Consider the following 18,751-nt stretch of genomic DNA (forward strand, 5'->3'; position numbering starts at 1 on the left):
GATCCAGGGAATTCAACGATTTCGGGTATCCCTGTCAAATTCTTGCGCCAAAGTTACAAGTCGAAATAAAGCCCTCAATTTCCCACCAGTCTTTGCGATCGCTTTCTTTATTTCTAAATTCAAGTAAGAAAAACTTTCAGCAAAGCAAAATTATCATGAGATAAAGGTTTAAATAATTCAAAATGATATCCAAAGCTTACAAGTAATGATTATGTTACGCTACCAGATTTATCGTAGGGTTGGTTTGTGTGCGAGTGCGATCGCACTTACAGCCACAGTCATAGGGGTGACAGGATGCAACGTTTTTACAACAGAAACCCAGTCTACACAACCTGCTACCCAAACTACCCAACTTACAAAACTAACCGTTACCAGTGGCAGCAGTACAGCCCCCTTGCTAACGGCTTTGATTACAGTGTTTAAGCCCCCTAAGAATGCGATCGCTGTCAATGAGTTGCCTGCTTCTCAAAGTGAGAGTGCTTTAGCAGGGCTTAAAAATGGCGATATTCATCTGGTGATGACTAGCAGCACATTGCCAACCGATGATGCTTCGATTAAACAACAGAACTTTGCTAAAGATGGTTTGCTCGTAGCGGTGCACCCCAGCGTTACGGGTGTAACGAATCTAACTACGCAACAACTGCAAGATATTTACTCAGGTAAGACAACCAACTGGAAAGACTTTGGCGGGCCTGATGCCGCGATCGTGGTTTTAGATCGCCCTGAGGATGAATCAGCTAAACGACTGCTCCGCAAACACTATTTGGGTAAAAACCTCCCCAATGCTGCTAAAGCGATCGTCCTGCGTAAAGAAACAGAATTGATCAAGGCAATCCAGATTACTCCCTATAGTATCGGAGCATTCTCACTGTCTCAGGCACTAACCCAACAGTTGCCCGTTCAGCATCTCAGTCTCAATGGCATTAAGCCAGCGATCGAAACAGTAGAGACAGGCAAGTACCCTATGGTGCGGTCTGTTACGCTCGCATTTAAATCGCCTGTTTCTGAACCCGTGCAGCAGTTTCTCGATTTTGCCTATGGTTCGGCAGGACAGGAAGTCCTCAGAAAAAATCACTATAGTCCAGTAAAACTATGACTCTTGCTAGGCTCGCGCAAACCTATCGCAACTTATCCCTAACTGGCAAATTGTTTGTGCCCATTTTTGGGCTGTTAATGGGCTCTTTGGGTTTATTGAGCTTTGGCACCTATTTCTATCTCAGACAACAATTAAATAAAAACTTTGAGCAAAATTTGCTTGAAGTTGCCTCAGTTCTGGAAGATAGCCTGAAGCATGAAAGAGAATTGTTACTTTTTAAGACGAGAGCATTGGCAGAACGTCCAGAGGTAGCAAGAGGGGTAATCAATCGCGATACCCTTGGATTGCAGAAAACTTTGCTGCCACTCCTAACCGTTTTTGAGCTAGATCTCTTGCAGGTCGTTACTTCTGATGGGACTAATTTGCTCAATCTCCAGCCTCCCAATCTAAATTTTCCTGTCTCCAACCATCCTATTTATCGTTTTGCCGCTTCTGGGCAGGAAATAACTGGGGTAATACGTTCGACGGAAGGCACGGCTTTGCTGGCAAGCACCGTTGCGATCAAAGATCGAGAAAAGCGCTTTGGTGGTTTGGTAGCAGGCTTTACCATTGATGAAGTTTATCTCAATAAGCAACGGGTCAGCAGTGGCACCGAATTAATGTTAGTCAAACGGGGACAGGTTGTTGTGTCTACTGCGACAGCATCTGACTTATCTGTGAATGTTCCCACCAATCCCGCTGCGTCCCAACGGATTACGCTTGCTAAACAAGAATATCTATACCGAACGATTCCCATTTCTTCGTTATCAGATTTGCCAGCCTATCTGGTTGTGTTAAAAACCACTGACAGCTTTAAAGCGTCACAACAGCAACTACTACTGTCCGTGGTTATTTTGGCTGGAACAGGTGGCTTACTTTCCTTAGCAATCAGTATTTGGATGGCAAGCAGTCTGAGCTATCGCCTCCGCAGGTTAACCCAAGCTACCCAATCCTTGGCAACGGGTAACTTTACCCAAAACCTACCGATTGATAGTAAAGACGAAATTGGTATCCTCGCGGCAGGGTTTAACGACATGGTATCCCAATTAAATCAACGCGATCGCTTACTTCTGCAACAACAAGAAGCCCTCGAACAAACGGTAGAGACAAGAACCACCGAGTTGAGAATCGCTAAAGATCAGGCCGAAGAAGGCAATCGGGTCAAGAGCGAATTTTTGGCAGTGATGAGCCACGAGCTGCGGACGCCTTTAAATGCCGTGATGGGTTTTACAGAGCTATTGCGCTATACCGAGCTAACGCCCGAGCAGGAAGACTATGTAATCAGTGCTAATGATGGCGGGAAAGACCTACTCGCGCTCATTAATGACATCCTCGATTTCACGCGCATCGAATCAGGGGGGGTAGAACTAAACGAGCATTCCTTTGCACTTCATGCGCTCGTACAGGAGGTAGTGGATTCATATTCTGATGCTGCTAAGGAAAAATCCCTAAATTTATCCTGTCATATTGCTGCATCTGTGCCTGACGATGCGATCGCCGATGCCATGCGTCTAGATCAAATCCTGAGCAACCTTGTGGGTAATGCAATTAAGTTCACGGAAACTGGCTCGGTAATCGTACAGGTTGAAGCCACCCCATTGCTCGCTCGTCAAGGTAATGGCAAATATGAGGTCGCCTTTATCGTCCAAGACACGGGCATTGGCATCACCACCGAAAACTACGATCAACTATTTCAGCCTTTTAGCCAAGTAGACAGCTCGAACTCGCGGCGCTTTGGTGGTACGGGATTGGGCTTGTCGATCAGCAAACGACTCTGTGAAAAAATGGGTGGGACGATTACGGTTAAAAGTCAACTCGGACAGGGTTCGACCTTTACAGTAGTGATTCCACTGAGGGGTACTGTGCCCAACGCCATGCCTGTACCTGCGATCGCTTGGAGCAGTGATTTTGCCCAGCAACATCCTCTGCGCGTTCTCGTCGCTGAAGATAACCCTTTCAATCAAAAGATGATTTTAAAAATGTTGGGACGGCTTGGCTATGCAGCCAGCTTGGCAGAAAATGGGCAACAAGTGCTGGAGCAATTGCAAGAGCAACCCTACGATCTGATCTTTATGGATGTGCAAATGCCTGTAATGGATGGTCTGGAAGCTACCAAACGCATTCGCAATCAGTACCCTCGTCAGCCCAAGATCGTTGGGCTTTCTGCCCATGCTATGGAAACTGCAAGATTAGCAGGACTAGAAGCTGGCATGAATGACTACCTCACAAAACCAGTAGAGATCGCTTCCTTAGCCGCAGTCTTAGAGATGGCTTACACGGCTTCCGAACTGCAATAAATGTTTTCCTATTCAGCAACCCAGCCTTTACTGGTTAGAACTTGGGTGATGTCTTGCTGCCAGATTTGTAAAGATTCTCGAAACTCTGGTGTATGCGTGCCCTTACACCAAAGAATCAATGCATCTTCACCCGTGACTTGATAATAGTTGCGCCGCCGCCCGACCTCGGTAAAGCCAAATTTTTGATATAGCGCGATCGCGGGTTGATTGGATGCTCTTACTTCTAAGGTTGCCCATTCTAGACTGCGATCTTGGGCGGCTTTTAGCAAGCCCCAAACCAGATAACTGCCGAGCCCCTGTCGTTGATATTCTGGTCTCACTGCCAAAATCGTGATGTGCGCCTCTTCGAGAATTGACCAAAGACAGCCAAACCCCAAAATTACATTTTCTGAGGACATAATGCCGACGAGGTAACTATTGGGGCTGCAAACCTCGCGCTCGTAGGCTTCTAGGCTCCATAGCCCCCCCAGACAAGTGCGATCGATGGTGTGAATTTGGGATAGTAATTCTTTAGTAATTTCAACTAAACGGACTTGCATTAACACTTAGTAGAGGTTTTCAGGAAAGGATGAAATGTGCATATAGCAAACCTTAAGTGAGTTGTAATTAATTTGTAACGCAGGCATCTTGCCTGCAAGGGCTAGAAACCCGTACTACGTTCGCAAACAATTAAGGGGCACTATAGAATGTTCGCGATCGCGAACATTCATGTTTAGAATCTAGCCTAAACCTTCCAGCCTATATATTATGTTAGGAGCATTTAAATTAAGCTGGCATAAGCTAGGAACGCATAAACTAGAAATAGCTTCAATCAAAATAAGGACGTAAACCCATGAGCAACCCCAACGATATTGAAGAGCGCTTTCGTCAGCTCGAACGTGAAATGAACATGAAAAGTAGCGAGCCGCCGCTAAAACGGGCTGAGCCAGAAAAAAGCTCGCAAAACTCCTCACCCTTTGGGGTCGATGGCATCAATATGGATACGGCTAAGTCTGGCTTGGGCAGTCTGATTAGCTGGATTAATAGTTTAACTGGGGCAACCAAAGTCATCGCGATCGCGGTTGTGGGCATCATTACATTTACGATTCTTAATATTTTGTTTAAGGCAGTGATGGCGGCTATCTCCCTAGGCATTATGGCTCTGGTGGTCTTTGTGCTGTACAAAGTATTCTTTCAATCGAACTCCTCAACGGAATCCAAACCCTGATGTCTGTGGCTGCCAAACTCCACCCTGATGCCGCTATTTATTCTCTTTTATAGTGAGTCCTATGAGTATCCCCAACGTTCCGCGCAGACGCATACAGCCGAAACTAAGGTCTATGCCCCCTCGTAAGTCCCCTTCAGCGATTTACATTCAAATGCACCAACTGGCAAATGAGAAGGAAAGGTTGCATCAAGAACTCGCGATGCTATGCGATCGCCAACTGCAGATCGTGCAGCGACTGGGCGAACTCGACCAAGGCTTGGCAAAGCTAGAGTCAGATGTGGCTGAAAATACGCTCAATGTTGATTTTTTCACCGATGCTTCGCCAACGGTCAAAGCTCAAAAGGCAACTAGACAGGTAAAAACTGTGAGAAGCAGTACTGGAAATCCATTTGACAGCATGACGATTGAATATTAAGCACAACACCCGAGCCAATTATAGAATCAGCGGTTCCATCGAAGTTCGCTTTTTATATCCTTACCTACAGCAATGAGACAACGTATCGAAGAGTTGCGGGCATTACTGCAAAAAGCTAGCTATGCCTATTACGTTCTTGATGCTCCAGACTTAGCTGATTCTGTTTACGATCGGCTCTATCGCGAACTTCAAGACTTAGAAACACAATATCCCGAACTGATTACATCAGATAGCCCTACCCAAAGAGTCGGAGAACGTCCAGCTTCGCAGTTTGTCTCAGTACAGCACAATATTCCCCTATATAGCTTAGAGAATGCCTTTACCAGCGAAGATATGGCGGCATGGCAAGAACGCTGCCTCAAGGCGATTAGGGAAGAAGACGAACAGGCGGTAAATTTTGCTTCGGTCTGCGAACTCAAGATTGATGGCTCAGCGATCGCGCTCACCTATGAAAATGGGCTGCTCATCAGAGGTGTGACACGCGGCGATGGTGTGGCTGGGGAAGATATCACGCAGAATATTCGCACGATTCGCTCGATTCCCCTGCGGCTAAATCTCGAAAATCCACCGCCAGTGGTCGAGGTGCGCGGTGAGGCATTTTTGCCAATTCAAGTGTTCGATCAAATTAACGCAGAGCGATCGCGATCGGGAGAAGCGCTTTTTGCCAACCCTCGGAATGCGGCCGCGGGAACGCTGCGTCAGTTAGATGCGCGGATTGTGGCAAAGAGACGGTTAGATTTCTTTGCATACACGCTACATATTCCGACATCTGACACACTTCCATTACCCCAGTCTCAATGGGCATCTTTGGAATTATTACAAAACATGGGATTTCGCGTGAATCCTAACAAACAGCTTTGCTACTCCTTAGCAGAAGTCCAAGCCTTTTACGATCGCTGGGAGACAGAGCGGTTTCAACTGCCCTATATGACCGATGGCATGGTGGTGAAAATCGATGCCTTTACGCAACAAGATCGGTTGGGGTTTACCCAAAAATCTCCACGTTGGGCGATCGCATGGAAATACCCCGCCGAAGAGCTGCCTACCAAACTTCTGGCTGTGACCGTACAGGTGGGACGCACGGGCGCATTGACTCCCGTTGCCGAACTCGACCCCCTGTTGCTAGCAGGGACGACCGTCTCTCGTGCCACGTTGCATAACAGCGATCGGATTGCGGAATTGGACCTACACATTGGCGATACAGTCGTGGTTCGCAAAGCTGGCGAAATTATTCCCGAAGTGGTGCGGGTACTCGTGGAACTGCGTCCGTCAACAGCGGAAAAGGTTGAGATGCCAACGCATTGTCCTGAGTGCCAATCTACCGTAATTAAGCCAGAAACGGAAGCGGTGACGCGTTGTGTGAATCCGACCTGTCCTGCCATAGTCAGAGGAGCGATCGAACATTGGGTCAGCCGCGATGCTTTGGATATCAATGGCATTGGCGAAAAACTGGTGCGCCAGATGGTTGGAGCCGATCTCGTGAAATCCGTTGCCGATCTCTACGAACTCACCGTAGCAAAGCTCATGACCCTAGAACGCATGGGGCAAAAGTCCGCTGATAAAATCATCGAAGCGATCGCGCAGTCAAAGCAAAAACCTTGGTCGCGAGTTCTCTATGGTCTAGGGATTCGCCATGTCGGTAGTGTCAATGCCCAACTATTGACCGAAAATTTTCCTAGCGTAGAACAATTGGCAGCAGCCCAACCCGAAGCGATCGCTTCGGTCTACGGCATTGGCACTGAAATTGCCCAAGCCGTCTATGAGTGGTTTCGTCAGCCAGAAAGTCAGCAAGCGATCGCGCGCCTACAACAAGCAGGGCTCCAACTCATCGGCGAAGCCAAGCCAATCGCAACTAACGCATCTTTACTGGGTAAGGTTTTTGCGATCACGGGTACGCTCCCCACGCTAAAACGCGACGAGGCGAAAGCAAAAATTCAAGCGGCAGGTGGTAAGGTTACAGACTCCGTTAGCAAAAAGACGGACTATCTAGTTGTCGGCGAAGAAGCGGGTTCTAAGTTGACCAAAGCCCAATCTTTAGGCATTACTTGTCTCTCTGAAGCAGAGTTACTAGAGCTATTAAATTGATTTTTGCTGGAGAAACACGCACAAAATCAGTAAAACTAGGAGATTCTGTATGGCATCCCAGCAAAGCACTGTTGATTACATTCTCGAACAAATCGCTGAAGCAGGGTCAGTTTCTGCAAAAAAGATGTTTGGCGAATACGGAATATATTGCGACGGAAAGATGGTGGCTTTAGTTTGTGACGACCAACTGTTTGTCAAACCTACCGATGCGGGTAAAGCATTCATCGGTGAATTTAAAGAAGGACGTCCCTATCCCACCGCTAAACCATGTCTTTCGATCGCAGGTGACAAGTGGGACGATCGCAAATGGCTGACCAATCTCATAAAAATCTCTGCAGCAGAATTACCGCTGCCTAAAAAGAAGCCTCGTAGCAAAAAGAAATGAAGAACCCATTTTGAATTGGGGTTGCGTTAATTTGTCAGAGGTCTAATATCTGGGTTAAAACTCAATGCTTTCTTGTAGCAGGAATAGGCGATCGGAAATTGTTCGTAATCTTGTACGAGTTCTACGAGAAAATTAAATCAAATTGCCATAATGACGAAATTACTGATAGCTAATGACTATCCTTGCAAGTTGAACTAGATTGTAGTCTTGATGCTTGTAGATGTTTAAGCTCCTGAATATTTCTAAATTCTCTATCTCGATCTAGTAAATTAGATTCTAGTTCTTGTACTAGCTAGGTTACGTTTAGATTGCATTTAAAATACCGTTCTAGCTAGGATTTCAAGGCGCATTTTAGTCAGCACAAGCAGGTGTTATTCTACGTCCTCTGCTCCGACTTGGCGGAGATGAATATGTTTGCGGCCCAATCTAATTTCTAATTCGTCACCAGGCTGAAGACCCATTTGTTGCGTGTAGGCAGAGCCAATCAGTAAGTTACCATTCTTTTGAACGCTGACGCGATAACTAGCACTGCGTCCACCTTTGCCATTCCCTTTTCCATCTAAATTTAATCCGTCAGCATCCATCAAAGCATTGTAAAACTTCATTAGGTTGACACGATCTTGCCCATTTTTCGTGACTGTCGAGTAACCGCAAGCTTTTGCCTTTTCTTCTTTAGATAAATTTTCTAGCTCTTTGACCTTTTGTAACAAAGCCTCACCAGTTAGCATTACAGGTTGTTTGATTTTAGCCATCAGTTTCTAATAGTTTCGACAGACAATTACTATCTTTAGTATCCAAGATAAGTACGAACTTAGTCAAATTTTTAATTAAAATATCGAACGAGTATTCTTAAAGTTTTTGTCTGAATTTTGCTGGTCTTACGAAATATTGAGAGCATTTATGCCAGACATAGCAATCAGTCATGATTTATCAGCAATTTTTTCTCTGCCTAGAATTTTAGGGACAATTCATGAATTGCCCTACTTTTACTCTAGTTTAGATTATGATATTTCTTGTTATTAAATCTAAAAACTTTATAGCTTGTAGCTTGATTTGTAACGTTATTGTCAATTCATATAACAATGAGCCAATTTGAGCGACTAATTAAACTCGCAGAAGATGAACTAACCGAATACAGTACCAATGCTCGCAAAATTGAGAAGTTGCGCCGTAAAATCGGTTTATCTGTGTCAGCGTCTGAGCAGAAACAGGTACGCGAAGCATTACTCACTGAAATGCAACCTGGTGGGATCAAACAACTGGTGGCTGAGCAAAGACAAGTTGTGGCGCTACCATTTTGGGGAATTGCAGGTTTAGGGTTACTGGGTGCGGCTTCTTTTAACGAGCCTATTGGCTTATTTGTTGCTTTACTGAATGCCGCAGGTGCGATCGCATTGCAAAAATGGGGATGGGAATTACAGGCAAAATTACTGCTCTTAAATACTTTTGCTGAGATAGAATCTCTGGCTTCAAATCCAGATTCTAATCCCAGTGGATAACGCTGAAGATGCTTTCATATATAGCATTTGTAAATTTTCTTAAGAAAAATTTCTTAAACAATCTTTGTAGTGCAGTTTACCCATTTTGAAATTACATGAGGGTAAACTTATACTCATATCAAGGTTCGATTGCATAGAAATTATGATTTTACCAATCAACGTTTCTATCCGAATCTAGATCGTGTATCTTGAGTTTTAAGTTTTTTTGGAGAGAGTTTACTGTGACGATTTATGTAGGTAACTTGTCATACCAAGCTACCAAGGAAGACGTGTCAGATGTCTTTACTGAGTATGGTACGGTCAAGCGGGTACAATTGCCCACCGATCGGGAAACCGGTCGCATGAGAGGTTTCGCCTTTGTTGATATGGAGGACGAATCTCAAGAAGATGCCGCTATTCAAGCGCTTGATGAAGCCGAATGGATGGGGCGAGTGCTAAAAGTAAATAAAGCAAAACCACGCGAAGAGCGCAGTCCAGGCGGCGGCGGTCGTGCTTCTAAAAGCCGCTATTAAGGTCAGAATTTAATCGTTCTACCATCAACAATTTTTTGCCTTAAGTTTTCAAGCAACTCTCTAACAATGTTGGAGAGTTGTTTATTTTGGACACTGAGAATCTGACAAAGTTGTTGAGGTTCTACGCTCTGGCAGCAGGTTAATGGGGTTACCAAAGTTTTTCGGTCAGGATTGCATCACTTTGAGGGAATTGCCATATATCGGGAAACACTGTCTCAGGATATTCAAGTCGCACCAGTTTTAATGCAGTTTGCCACGACTTATCAAATACTTCAGACAAATAACGTTTTAAACTAGGAGATTGCTCTAGTAGTGATTCGATTTCGCTTCGCTGGTTCACAATAGTAATCTCCCAGCCACGGAAGCATTCGGGTAAGTCTACGTGGCGTCGTTTTAGTAAATGTTCTAACAAAACCTTGAGTCGCTGTTGTAGTTCGCGCTTATCTCTGTTTGCCAACCCTTGAAGCTCCTCGATCAGGTTCTCTCGATCTAGATTATGTAAATCGCCACTTTGTAACTGGGCGATCGCCTGTTCTAGCCAAAGATTAAAATCGCGATCGTATAGAGTATCTGGTTTGATTAAGGCAGTCATGTGCGATCGTTCTGTTTAAACTGTGACATTATCGATCTTATCGCAATCCTAAATTGCTTGAACGGAGTATGGCATGAGCTAGAAGCCCGTGCAGGCAAGATGCCTGTGCTACAAATTGCAACTCGTTTAGGATTGCTATAACGAGTTCGATTCTGGATAGGTCTTTGAAACCTAAACCCTACAGCGCATTATCATAGGCAAATGAAAAGATATTGGCTGACGCTGAAATTATTTTGGGAAACCGCGATCGCTGCCGAGATGGAATATCGGCTCAATTTTGTTTTATCTGCCCTCAGTAGCATCGGGAATTTGGCAGGCAGTCTATTTGGGCTATTTCTGTTTTATCGCAACGGCTATACCTTTGCAGGATGGCGATGGGAAGAAGCTCTGACGGTCTTGGGAACCTTTACAATTTTGCAAGGCTTTTCGAGTACTTTTTTAGTGCCCAACCTCAACCGCATCGTCGATCACGTCCAGCGCGGCACCCTAGACTTTGTGCTGTTGAAACCTATTAGCAGCCAGTTTTGGTTATCGGCTCGTACGATCTCCCCTTGGGGCTTTCCCGATCTGATGTTTGGCTTTGCTGTCCTTGGCTATGCAGGCTTGCATTTGCAGTTGGGGGTAACCAATTATTTGCTGAGTGCCATTCCTTTGTTATTTGGTTTGATCAGCCTCTATAGTATTTGGTTTATGTTGGGCGCAACCAGCATCTGGTTTGTCAAAATTTACAATGTCACCGAAGTACTCAGGGGTTTATTAGAAGCAGGACGCTACCCCATGGTTGCTTACCCCGTCGCCTATCGTTTCTTTTTTACGTTTGTAATGCCCGTGGCTTTTCTCACCACAGTTCCATCGGAGACTTTGCTAGGCAGGGGCGATCTGACTTGGATTGTGGGATCGGGGGGCTTAGCGATCGCGCTATTCATGGCTTCTCGTGTTTTCTGGCGATTTGCCTTGCGCTTTTATACCAGTGCCTCTAGCTAAGACATTGAGCTAAGACATTGAGCTGGAATTTACTGAAAAGCTAAATCTGTGTGAGGTTTCTTAAAAACCTATAGGGCTTTTGATATGCTTATGAAAGATAATCTACGATCTCGATCTGTTTACTTTTAAGAAACAAAGCTAAGAAAACAGGCTGTTTTACTCTTTATAGCTAAATTCTTTTAAACTGTCCCGATTTGACCTCTCGCTTAACCCCTCTGCCTAGAACCTATGCCTAGATCTCAACGCAACGATAATTTCGTCGATCAAACCTTCACCGTCATTGCTGACACCATTCTCAAACTATTTCCTGCTAGCCAAAGAGAAAAAGAGGCTTTTGCCTATTACCGTGATGGCATGTCAGCCCAGGGCGATGGCGAATATGCTGAAGCCTTATCAAACTATGAAGAGGCTTTAAAGTTAGAGGATAACGCCTACGATCGCAGCTATGTTCTCTACAATATGGGGTTGATTTTTGCTAGCAATGGCGATCATGACAAAGCTTTAGAGCACTATCAGCAAGCGATCGATTTAAATCCCCGTCTGCCACAAGCTTTAAATAATATTGCCGTGATTTATCACTATAAGGGCGAGCAATCAGAAGACGAAGAAACCGCAGAAGAATTTTTTACCCAAGCTGCCGAATATTGGGTTAGAGCAGTTCGCATTGCTCCGAACAACTACATTGAGGCGCAAAACTGGTTAAAAACAACGGGTAGAGCCGATATCAACGTATTTTTCTAATTAGCGTTTAGCGTTTAGCCATTGGCTGTTAGCTTTTTTAAAGCGATGCAGTCAGCGATCGCGTGATGAATGCTTGTATAGTCTTGTTTGCGATTTAACTTACTGCCTAATTTCGATTTTATGATTGACAGAAAACAAGTACAGCACGTTGCCAATTTAGGCAGATTGCATTTAAGTGAAGCCGAGGAAATTGCTTTCACCTCCCAGCTAGACAGCATTTTGGATTACTTCCAACAGCTCAACGAGTTAGATCCCCTCTTAGAAGGAGTGGAACCCACAACCCGCGCGATCGCCACCGTAAACATCACTCGCCCTGATGTTTTAGTTCTCAATGACGATCGAGAAGCTCTATTAGACTGCGCTCCCGAACGAGAAGATGACTTTTTCCGAGTTCCCCAAATCATGGGCTAACGTTTTGGGAAAGCAGAAATTCTAATCATGAGAGTAATGGGAATGTGCTGTGGGCGCTGACGGATCATCTGAGCAGGGTGCTGGATGTGTTATGAAATTTCATCAGGGTCTAAACCAAGTGCTATAAGCCTTTCGGCAAGACGTTGTGCTTTTTGTTCGGCTTGTTCTTTCGCCAGACGTTCTTGGAGTTTTTCACTACGTTCGCGATCGGCGATCGAACGTTCTTGGTTAGCGATCGCCTCGGCTTGTTGTTGAGCAGCCTCCGCTTCACGCCTAGCCTGTTGCTCAAACGATCGCTCTAATTCAGCCTGCGATCGCTCCAATTCAGCCTGATATCTAGCTTGTTCCGCCTCAGCATAAGACCTTAAAATCTGATTAGAGATCGGATCGTAAAAACGGAACTTCTTATCAGAATACAAATGCAGATCCAAACCCAACACCTCACTATGAAGCGACAACGTACCATCAGGCAAAGTTAAGGCAGCGATCGCAACATATTTTCCATTCTCTAAACGCACTCCCTGTAAAGAAGCAGGCTTTAAATATTCACCCGAAGGATCGTACTGAAAATATTCTTTTACGCCCAAAGCTCGATAAATTAATGGATTTTGTTCGCGGTCTTTTGTTACTGTTCCTTTAGAAGTGACTTCCAAAACAAAATCAGGTGCTTTTCCATCATCTTTCCCAATTGTATAACTAACTCTATCTTCGTTGCTCATGCCAAAAACAACAAAAAGATCTGGTGCGACTCTTTTTTCTGCTAGCTCTTCTTGATAACGAATAAACAGATTTCCCGAAACGTAGACATTCTGTTGTTTCTCAAACCACAGCCTTAATGCCTCGGTTGTATAGCTTAAATTTCGCCGCTGTTTATCACCTTCGGGCATCGGCTCAAAGTCCTCATCAGGCAGTTCTATTTTTGAAGTTAGCTTGTGATTACCCGAAATTGTCATAGCGGTACTCCAAGTCAGGTCATATTCGTTTACAACCTAGCATATTTAACACCCAACTAGGAGCAAACCGAATGAGACTATTCTGTCGATCTCGTCATCGGCGCAGTTGGAGGCGATGAGTTGGGTAGGCGGACAGTAAAATTTACGATCGCGCGATCGTAAATTTTCATCAGACGCTGTGTGTGGACTGCCAGCGTAAATTCTTGATGGAACCAAGTATTTCCAACTTCACCCATACTTTTAGCTTTAGGATAGTTCTCCGATAGTTCAGTAATTGCCGCTGCGAGTTTTTGGATGTCGTTTGCAGGTACGAGGATCCCTGTTTCCCCATCTTTGACATGTTCGGGAATGCCTCCGACGGCACTGGCAATAATAGGGCGAAAACGGGCATAGGCTTCTAGGGTGATAATTCCCGCAGGCTCAGGCCAGACACTGGGGAAAACTACAGAAAAACTTCTCTCATAGAGTGCTTCTAGCTGTTCGCCGCTACACCAGCCATGCCATGTAATCCGATCGCTTACGCCCAGATCGACGGCTAATTTTTGGACTTTGGGTAAATACCAGCCTTCCCCTGCAATATCTAAATGAATGCTGCGATCGAGCTTCTGTAAGGCTTTTAAAAGCCAGTCAAGTCCTTTGTCAGGAACGATTCGCCCTGCAAACAAAATGTGGCGGTCGCGATGAATAGATTCTGTCAGTGGTGTGCTGGCAACCTTTGGAATCGTAATGCCATAGCGGAGGGTGACAACTTGTTCGGGTGCTAGCCCATTGCGGATAAACTGCGATCGGACATAATCGCTGTTGGCAATTACAGGAATCTTAAACTGCTTGAGTGCATTAAATCCCTGATAGGCACGTTGGAAGTTCTCTACAATTCGCTGAGGACGGCGGCTACCACAACCATCGACGATATGCCCCCAAGTGCAGCCTAAATAGGACATCGGACGATCGCAGCAGACTTGCCCTACTGAGAAGTATTTCGTACCGCTAGGACAGTAGGAATCGTGATTGTGCGCTGTAAAGATGGTGGGACATTCGCCGCGCAGTTGGGGCAATTGTTTATCTTCGTGCAGATGTAACAGTTTAAATTGACTCTGATCGACATCCACTAAAGTAGCGATTACACCTGTATTAAAAGCAGAGGGCATCGCAGAAAACAAGCCCTGCACGTAGGTTTTAACCCCTCCTCCCGCTGTCGCTAGTGTTTCCGAGCAGTGATAGATCTTGTCAGACTCAATCATGTCATTCCCCCTCTAATTAGTCCCAAATTGCTGAATATTTGTCTTATATCTTGGTTGTAGCGGACTTGGGTATGTTGCATCGCCATGTTACGAGCGGCTTTTCCCATTTCTAGGCGCATTGACTCCTGTTCCGATAAGTAGCCTAATTTCTGGGCGATCGCCTCAACATCTCTAGGCGGAACCACAAATCCATTCACACCTTCCTGAATGATATCGGCAGCCCCACAATAGGAAGTCACGATCGCAGGCAACCCACAGGCCATCCCTTCTAGTGCCACCACGCCAAATCCATCTTCGACAGAAGGCATCACCAAGACCGAACAACGGCTAAAGATTTCAGTTGGATCTTTTTGTTTGAAGTCCCAAATCTCTTGCTTGATATTGGCATGTTGTGACAATGTATCTTCAATCAAGATTCTCATGGCACGCGTAGAATAGCCACCCACCAAAAGCAGCTCTGAATTTGGGATCTGGGCTTTTAGAAATGCAGGAATTAGGTAATGCACGCCCTTGCGCGGATCGATTGTGCCCACGTATAGAACCCGAAACACAGAATCTTCATCTTTTTTAGGGGTGGGATGGAACCTCACCGTATCGACAACAGGTGCGATCGCTGCCAACTTCTCAGCCGCAAAGCCTGCATCGATAAAGGTCTGTTTTGCAACTTGCGAATTTACCAAAATAAAGTCTGCCAGAGCGCATTCTTTGGCAAAGCGATCGAGCATTTTAGGGTGCATGGTTGCCACCGCTGCATCTTTGAGCAGATCGACCTCCTGTCGAATTTGTGCCTGCATAAATGGTAGGTAGGTATTGAGGCAATACATCCAGACTTTTGTGCCCTTTGCCTTGGCGGCTTTAAAGCTGAGGTATGACTGACCTGCCACCCCGATCAGCAGATCGCAAGACTCCGATTGAATCCGTTTACTTACTTGGCGATCGAAATAGATATCAGCAAGCAGCGTCGCTAAATCGCGGCGACGGCGAACAATCGGTGTGGATAGAATGCGTTGGCTCCAAACAGAAAACCCTAGGGCATGAACGGGAAAGTCAGCCGTAGGCTGCCCATACCCCGCACAATAGACAGTAAGTTCACCTAATTCTCGCAACCCTTGAGATGCGCGATTTAAGAAATTTCCCTGTCCCCCTGCTCCCCAAGGATTGTTACAAGCTAGGCTTATCTTCATACCTAATTAATTTGACATATAGGGTTTTCTTAGGGTTTTCTTAGAAATACTAACAACCATCTTTACAATTTATCCGCTTTGCTAGCCATAATTTTTTGCAACCCTAAAGAGAGGGTTTTTAAAAAGAATTTAAGGGTTTTGAGGTCAGGATGTCTCTTTAAAACTTTGAACCCTAATTTTAACAGATCATTTCCAGAACCTTCTTTAAGGTAAAAATTTCTAGCATAAAAGGAATCAAAGAAAGATATGACAGGGGCAAGCTGATTTTCACTGAGCTTTTGATTTAGAAATCGATCTTGCGCTAATAAAAACTCCCTAGATTCTGGTTTGCGCTGTGATACTTCAGCGGCATACCAATTATTCTTGCCATGCACGCGATACTGACTTAAGAGATCTTCCACACCATAGACTTCGCCCAGCAATGAAGCTGCTCTCACGATAAAACTATCCGCAGAAATATTCACGGATTCGGGTAGAGGAAAGATTTGCTGAGCTAGTTCGCGGCTGAGAGAGAGACCACTTGTGGGGGCAGCATTGTGGGGAATATAGGCATCTTTACAAGCCATCGCATACAAATTAGGTGGCAGAAAATCGCAAAAGAGATCGGGGCGGCGGTATCCTAACAAGTTTCCATCTTCATCGATCGCTTCTAGCATGTTGAAGATCATCACTTTCCGATTTTGTCGCGTTCTCTCAACAAATGCCTCAACGACTTTACTCACCTTATTTGGCAAAAACGTATCATCAGAATCTAAAAAACAGAGAATGTCTCCGTTACTAGCATTAAAGCCAACATTAAATGCAGAAGCTTGCCCACCGTTAGGCTTGAGAATTGGCACGATCGCATCGCCAAAACTAGCGACAATTTCTTTAGAAGCATCTATGGAGCCGTCATCAACCACAACGATCTCGATCGGACGATAGGTCTGGGCTAGCGCACTTTCAATCGCCTGTTTGAGATAGCGATCGTAGTTGTAATTATTAATTAAGATGCTGACTAGGGGGGAAGACATATCTCTATTTCGGATCGAGTTGAACTATTATCGAAAAAAATGTCGAAAAAGCAAGGGAGAATTCTTGTAAAACTCAGCCCGAAGTAGGTTGTTCTTTAGATAGCTTTTTGATCGCAATTTTACCAAGATTTTGACCAGGAAGCTCGATAAATTGATAGGTTAAGGTTGCGACTAAGCAAGTTCCAAGCAATAGAATGATGAAGAGTAACCCTAGTTGAAAAATTGGAGATAAAGAGCCAGCAACCAACTTTGTTAGAGCTAATGAGGGGGCTATCAGGGCAAAATGAACAATGTAAGCGCTATAGCTGATTTTACCGAGATGGCAAGTAAATCGATTGACAATAAACTCAAATGGATGAAGAAAGAGCGCTAGTGTGAGTGTTAGAAAAACAAGTCCGTAGGGAAAAATCTTGGGAATAAAAACATAGCCTTCATAGGCTAACGCTACAAAAAAGAAGCAAGATAAAAGTAATAGTACTAGTGCTAATTGTTGTCGCTCTTTAGAAAATTCTAGCGATAAAAAATTGGATGCTTGAAGCTTAAGAAAAATGAAGTAAAAAACGATGCCAAGGCAAAAAATTGGCATCTGATTGGGTAGCCAGTAAAATAAAAACCTTCTCCAAATATCTGCATCTGCGATCGCAGAAACTTTAGATAGACCCATACTTTGAATAATGCTTAACAGTAGAGTGATGAATGTTAACCATATTGCTTGATTTAAGCCCTTAATCTTGACAAATAGATAAGGAATTAAGCAATAAAATACCATCTCTACACCAACAGACCAACCACCAGGAACAACATTATTAATCCAATAGGGGTTAAGTCCATGCATGAAAAAGAGCGTGGCAATAATACTTGGAAGCGTAACCCCATAGACTTCTCCTGGACGAACCTGCAAACCATCGATCGCAAGATAAAGAACGAGCCCAAAATAAAAGAGGGGCGCAATCCGAAAAAAGCGCCGAATAAAAAAATTGAGCGTTGGATTTTGTTCTTCCTGTCGATTATGTACGGACAGAAAAAGGGTAAAAGCACTTAAAAAGAAGAAAAGCTGTACTCCTCGTGCTCCTTGATCGCTCAATGTTTTCAGAAAACTTGGTAAGCCTGTTATACCTTGATTAGAATGATGCCAAATTACAAGTGCGATCGCAAGTCCGCGCAGTGAATCAATAAATGCAAATCGTTTCATCTCGATAGAAACCTATTCATAAAAGCCTGATGATTGACCAGTTTGTAAAACCTTTGCGATCGCATTCTTTATGCGTTCCATAAAACTGGGCGGTTTGGGAGTTTGCAAAGACTTAATCTGTGGCATTAAATGCTCGTTGACAACGTATCGACGATCGTGAGCATCATAATCTAACGCTGATGCTTCTAAAATTCTTGATTCCCAAGAATCTTGAAAAGTCTCAACTTGATCTTGGCGAGAGAGTTTGGTGGGGTCTAAAATCTTTGACTTCCAGTCATTCTGCATTTCGTGACTAAAGTCTTGATTGACCACATTCACAGTGCGAGTACTTAAGCGACCCTGAATTTGCCGAGGCGAGCGATATTGAAAATGCTTTAGCCAAATTCTGACTGGATAGGGTTCTCCAGCCAGTGAAGCAGAGGGCCATGCATTATCTTCTTCCCATTGCAAGTTAGCTTCATCCCTAAAGAAACGACGCTCTGACCAATTGTTCCTGTAGTATCGTAGCTTTGTCTCAACTGGAACAGAATCCGCATAGAGTTCAGGATTCTGTTTATACTGAGCGAGATCGATATCCGTAAAGTAGTATTGGAAACTAGCACTCCATACCATCTTGTAATGTTCTGGAATCTTAGCTAAAAAGATGCGGGGATTATCTATGTAAAATTCATCTGCATCAAGACGACACCACCAATCGCCTGGCTGGCTTTTGCTCCGATAGTACCGAAACACCTCACCTCGAAGGCTACCTCTAAAAACAGCATCATCTTTTTTATAAGGAATAATCTGACTGGGATACTGCTCAGCCAATTCTAGAACTTGTTCCCAAGAATTATCTGTGCTGCCGTTATCGTACACATATATGTAGTCACACCAGGCAGTTGCCGATTTGAGGGTCTGAGCAATCACATCAGCCTCATCCTTTGCCATGCATATTCCATGAATTTTCATTCTTTCATCATGTA

20 protein-coding genes are annotated in these 18,751 nt (G+C 44.5%); 11 read left to right on the forward strand and 9 right to left on the reverse strand.

Features of this window, described 5'->3' with window-relative positions; translation table 11 throughout:
- Positions 1-211 precede the first annotated feature (211 nt).
- Both ACP2WE_RS16895 and ACP2WE_RS16900 read left to right on the forward strand, forming a co-directional pair.
- Positions 212-1,096 (forward strand): substrate-binding domain-containing protein, encoded by an 885-nt coding sequence (locus ACP2WE_RS16895; RefSeq protein ID WP_425216719.1) that lies wholly within the window; start codon positions 212-214, stop codon positions 1,094-1,096.
- A complete protein-coding gene (locus ACP2WE_RS16900; RefSeq protein WP_425216720.1) occupies positions 1,093-3,372 on the forward strand; it encodes an ATP-binding protein in 2,280 nt (759 codons plus the stop codon). Before ACP2WE_RS16895 ends, ACP2WE_RS16900 begins: the two co-directional genes overlap by 4 nt.
- An 8-nt stretch (positions 3,373-3,380) precedes the next feature.
- On the opposite strand, the gene rimI is transcribed toward ACP2WE_RS16900, so the two are convergent.
- Positions 3,381-3,911 carry a ribosomal protein S18-alanine N-acetyltransferase gene (rimI, locus tag ACP2WE_RS16905; protein WP_425216721.1) on the reverse strand — a complete coding sequence of 177 codons (531 nt, stop codon included), beginning with the start codon at positions 3,909-3,911 and terminating at the stop codon, positions 3,381-3,383.
- A gap of 293 nt (positions 3,912-4,204) precedes the next feature.
- On the opposite strand from rimI, the gene ACP2WE_RS16910 reads away from it, so the two are divergent.
- From ACP2WE_RS16910 to ACP2WE_RS16925, 4 genes are all read left to right on the forward strand, one after another.
- Positions 4,205-4,579, forward strand: a complete 375-nt coding sequence (locus ACP2WE_RS16910; protein WP_425216722.1) for a hypothetical protein — start codon at positions 4,205-4,207, stop codon at positions 4,577-4,579.
- Positions 4,580-4,640: 61 nt separating this feature from the next.
- Positions 4,641-4,994, forward strand: a complete 354-nt coding sequence (locus ACP2WE_RS16915) for a gas vesicle protein GvpV (RefSeq protein WP_425216723.1) — start codon at positions 4,641-4,643, stop codon at positions 4,992-4,994.
- 72 nt (positions 4,995-5,066) lie between these two features.
- Positions 5,067-7,079: an NAD-dependent DNA ligase LigA gene (ligA, locus tag ACP2WE_RS16920; protein ID WP_425216724.1), complete on the forward strand. Its 2,013-nt coding sequence runs from the start codon at positions 5,067-5,069 to the stop codon at positions 7,077-7,079.
- A 49-nt stretch (positions 7,080-7,128) separates the two neighbouring features.
- Positions 7,129-7,464, forward strand: coding sequence for a TfoX/Sxy family protein (locus tag ACP2WE_RS16925; RefSeq protein WP_425216725.1), 336 nt, complete (start codon positions 7,129-7,131; stop codon positions 7,462-7,464).
- A gap of 371 nt (positions 7,465-7,835) precedes the next feature.
- Here ACP2WE_RS16925 and ACP2WE_RS16930 read toward each other — a convergent pair whose 3' ends face one another.
- On the reverse strand, positions 7,836-8,216 hold the full coding sequence (locus ACP2WE_RS16930; protein ID WP_425216726.1) for an AbrB family transcriptional regulator: 381 nt from the start codon (positions 8,214-8,216) through the stop codon (positions 7,836-7,838).
- A 330-nt stretch (positions 8,217-8,546) separates the two neighbouring features.
- Here ACP2WE_RS16930 and ACP2WE_RS16935 point away from each other — a divergent pair, with 330 nt between their 5' ends.
- A complete protein-coding gene (locus ACP2WE_RS16935) occupies positions 8,547-8,963 on the forward strand; it encodes a hypothetical protein (RefSeq protein ID WP_425216727.1) in 417 nt (138 codons plus the stop codon).
- 221 nt (positions 8,964-9,184) lie between these two features.
- Positions 9,185-9,475 carry an RNA-binding regulator gene (rbp, locus tag ACP2WE_RS16940; RefSeq protein ID WP_425216728.1) on the forward strand — a complete coding sequence of 97 codons (291 nt, stop codon included), beginning with the start codon at positions 9,185-9,187 and terminating at the stop codon, positions 9,473-9,475.
- 148 nt (positions 9,476-9,623) lie between these two features.
- Here rbp and ACP2WE_RS16945 read toward each other — a convergent pair whose 3' ends face one another.
- Positions 9,624-10,067 carry a DUF29 domain-containing protein gene (locus ACP2WE_RS16945; RefSeq protein ID WP_425216729.1) on the reverse strand — a complete coding sequence of 148 codons (444 nt, stop codon included), beginning with the start codon at positions 10,065-10,067 and terminating at the stop codon, positions 9,624-9,626.
- Between the two features lie 201 nt (positions 10,068-10,268).
- Between ACP2WE_RS16945 and ACP2WE_RS16950 the strand changes: the two genes are divergently transcribed.
- From ACP2WE_RS16950 to gatC, 3 genes are all read left to right on the forward strand, one after another.
- Complete coding sequence (locus tag ACP2WE_RS16950; RefSeq protein WP_425216730.1) at positions 10,269-11,051, forward strand: ABC transporter permease; 783 nt, start codon at positions 10,269-10,271, stop codon at positions 11,049-11,051.
- Between the two features lie 228 nt (positions 11,052-11,279).
- On the forward strand, positions 11,280-11,792 hold the full coding sequence (locus ACP2WE_RS16955; protein ID WP_425216731.1) for a photosystem I assembly protein Ycf3: 513 nt from the start codon (positions 11,280-11,282) through the stop codon (positions 11,790-11,792).
- Positions 11,793-11,912: 120 nt separating this feature from the next.
- Positions 11,913-12,203 (forward strand): Asp-tRNA(Asn)/Glu-tRNA(Gln) amidotransferase subunit GatC, encoded by a 291-nt coding sequence (gene gatC / locus ACP2WE_RS16960; protein ID WP_425216732.1) that lies wholly within the window; start codon positions 11,913-11,915, stop codon positions 12,201-12,203.
- A gap of 89 nt (positions 12,204-12,292) precedes the next feature.
- On the opposite strand, the gene ACP2WE_RS16965 is transcribed toward gatC, so the two are convergent.
- The 6 genes from ACP2WE_RS16965 to ACP2WE_RS16990 form a co-directional block, all read right to left on the reverse strand.
- On the reverse strand, positions 12,293-13,156 hold the full coding sequence (locus ACP2WE_RS16965; protein ID WP_425216733.1) for a Uma2 family endonuclease: 864 nt from the start codon (positions 13,154-13,156) through the stop codon (positions 12,293-12,295).
- Between the two features lie 77 nt (positions 13,157-13,233).
- Positions 13,234-14,397, reverse strand: a complete 1,164-nt coding sequence (locus ACP2WE_RS16970) for a glycosyltransferase family 4 protein (protein ID WP_425216734.1) — start codon at positions 14,395-14,397, stop codon at positions 13,234-13,236.
- A complete protein-coding gene (locus ACP2WE_RS16975) occupies positions 14,394-15,581 on the reverse strand; it encodes a glycosyltransferase family 4 protein (RefSeq protein ID WP_425216735.1) in 1,188 nt (395 codons plus the stop codon). Before ACP2WE_RS16975 ends, ACP2WE_RS16970 begins: the two co-directional genes overlap by 4 nt.
- A gap of 62 nt (positions 15,582-15,643) precedes the next feature.
- On the reverse strand, positions 15,644-16,594 hold the full coding sequence (locus ACP2WE_RS16980; protein WP_425216736.1) for a glycosyltransferase: 951 nt from the start codon (positions 16,592-16,594) through the stop codon (positions 15,644-15,646).
- Between the two features lie 73 nt (positions 16,595-16,667).
- Entirely contained in the window at positions 16,668-17,786 is a 1,119-nt protein-coding gene (locus ACP2WE_RS16985) for an acyltransferase family protein (protein ID WP_425216737.1), read from the reverse strand.
- Positions 17,787-17,798: 12 nt separating this feature from the next.
- Entirely contained in the window at positions 17,799-18,716 is a 918-nt protein-coding gene (locus ACP2WE_RS16990; RefSeq protein ID WP_425216738.1) for a glycosyltransferase family 2 protein, read from the reverse strand.
- Positions 18,717-18,751 lie beyond the last annotated feature (35 nt).

This window comes from Tumidithrix helvetica PCC 7403, assembly GCF_965232925.1.
GTDB classification, from domain to species: Bacteria; Cyanobacteriota; Cyanobacteriia; order Pseudanabaenales; family Pseudanabaenaceae; genus Tumidithrix; species Tumidithrix helvetica.